Source organism: Candidatus Eisenbacteria bacterium (assembly GCA_005893305.1).
Lineage (GTDB): Bacteria > Eisenbacteria > RBG-16-71-46 > SZUA-252 > SZUA-252 > WS-9.
On record VBOZ01000026.1, the window covers coordinates 18,850 to 21,066 of the forward strand.

Consider the following 2,217-nt stretch of genomic DNA (forward strand, 5'->3'; position numbering starts at 1 on the left):
CAAAGTCTCGCTCCTGGGAGCATGGCTGGCTGGCCAGCCGGCGCTCTCGAGGGAGTCGTTTGCCGAGCAGTTCGAGAAGGGGCTCAACTTCTACTTTGTGGCACACCCCTAGGCTACTGGGACGCTCTTAGCACCAACGGTTTCACCCGCCTCCGAACGGCCGAGCGCCGCGAGCGTCCCCAGGCCAATCCAGAACGGCACGGTCACCTTGTCGTAGCCAAGGTACGAATTGAACAGACCGTGCACGGCGTAGGTTGCCAGACCCGCCACGACGGCGAGCGAGAGGAGGCGAACGTTGGGGTCGCTCGAGCGGCGAAATATCCGAAGGCCGGTGCTCGCCGCGACGCCGACAAACCAGAGCGCGGCGAGGAGTCCCGGCACCCCCGCCTCGGCGGCCAGGCGAACCACCTCGCTATGGGCTCCCATGCGCCGATAGGAGACCTCGGTCACGATCAGCTTGCGCCGGTATTCCGGGTAGGCTTGGGCGTACGCGCCATAGCCTACTCCCGACCAAGGCCGGTCCTTCACCATTTCCCACGCGGCAATCCAGCGATTCACCCGCTCGAGATTGGAGACGTTCTCCACCTGGACGACGGACTCCGCGTGGCGCGACAGGTTTCTCGTCGCACCCACGGCGAAGACGACCATTGCGATCGTCCATGCCACGGCGGCCGGAAGAAGGAGCCGTCGCCACGCCCCTCGCCACCAAGCCCATAGGATGGCCATGACCGGAATGACGATGACCAGGGATACCCACGCCGCGCGCGTGAAGGAGAGGGTAATGCCGAGCGCGATCGCGAAGACCGCCGCGACGTATCCTCCCCTGGTCCGCCCACCCGGCTCCAGCGCGCAGAGAAGAGCCAGCGGGAGGATCATGGCGAGATAGGCCGAGTACGTGCCGTGCTCGGGGAAGAACGGTCGCGCAATCCCGTACGCCAATCGCGGCGCGACTCCGAGGAAAAATGCCCGAATGCTGCCGTAAAGACCCCAGAACGCGCCGGTCACCACCACCAATCGGATCCAACGCCGGCGCCGGGCGGGGTCGCATGGGCTGCAGAGGAAGTAGAGGTACCCAAAGGCCGCGTAAGCGGCCGCGACCACCCAGGCCTTCAGTCCGTCGATCCGGTATGCGCTGAGAGCGACGGAAGCCAATGTAATCCCGGCCACGACGGCGAGCGGAAGATTCAGCGGGGACCGAGGGACACGGATGCCGCCCGACGCAACGGATCGAAGCACCCACGCCGCGAGCGCGATCGCGATCATCGGCTCGGTGGGCAAGTTGATGGCGCTGCCGCCCCCGAAGCCAACCTCGATGGAGAACGGAAAGGCGATCCAGACGAGCGCCCACGCCAGCTCCGGCGATCGGAAGGCGACGAGGAAATAGGCCGAGGCAACGGCGATCGCGGCCGCGAAAAGCGGACCCGCAATCACGAACCCCGCCGCGAGGAGCGCGAGCTCGGCCGCGAGAAGCCAGAATCCAAGCGCGAAGCTGTTGCGCCGGGATGATGCTAGGGACGGCGCGGCGGCCGCGGCGCGATCCACGGCTCTTCCCTCAGGAACCGGCGCCGCGCGGCATCACGCCCGCGCCTGCCATTCCCCGCCGCTCCATCAGGAGCGCGGCGGAAAGGCTACCGGCGAGGCCGATCAGGAATCCCGCGACCACAAAAATCAACCGCTTCGGTCGCGACTTGTGGAGCGGGACCTTTGCGGCGTCGAGGAGCTGCACCGTCGGGGTGTCACGCGTTTCCCGGATCCTCGCCTCTTCGAGCTGCGCGGTGAGCAGCTCGAAAACCTGCTCCTGGACCTTCACGTCGCGCCAGAGCCGCATGATCTCGACGCCCGCGCGCGGAAGCCCGCCCACCTGCCGCTCGATCGCGGCCAACTCCTGGCGCACGCGGCGCACGTCCTCGCTGTCCTCGGCGAGCGACTGGCGCAGCACCTGGAGCTTCACCTCGAGCGCGATTTTCTGGGCCATCAGCCGCGCGCCGACATCGGAATCGCCGCGGTCGGACGGAGCCGTGGCCGGAAGGTTCCGTGCTTGCTGGTAGTCGCGCAAGCGGTCCTCGGCGGCGGCAAGGTCCCGTTTCGCCAGGTCGAGCCGATCTTCGATGAAGGCCCGCGTTCGCTTCGCGCTCGTCGTACGCGTCTTGAGATTGAAGCTGTCGAGCTCCTCGACGTAGGCGTTCGCCATGGCCGCCGCGGTTTGGGGCTCTCGAT

Annotated in this window: 2 protein-coding genes; both read right to left on the minus strand. The window is 67.1% G+C overall.

Annotation, left to right across the window (positions count from 1 at the left end; all coding sequences use genetic code 11):
- Positions 1-108: 108 nt before the first annotated feature.
- A complete protein-coding gene (locus E6K79_08315) occupies positions 109-1,542 on the minus strand; it encodes a hypothetical protein (GenBank protein TMQ64144.1) in 1,434 nt (477 codons plus the stop codon).
- Between the two features lie 10 nt (positions 1,543-1,552).
- On the minus strand, positions 1,553-2,217 hold a 665-nt coding region (locus E6K79_08320), incomplete at its 5' end, for a hypothetical protein (protein ID TMQ64145.1).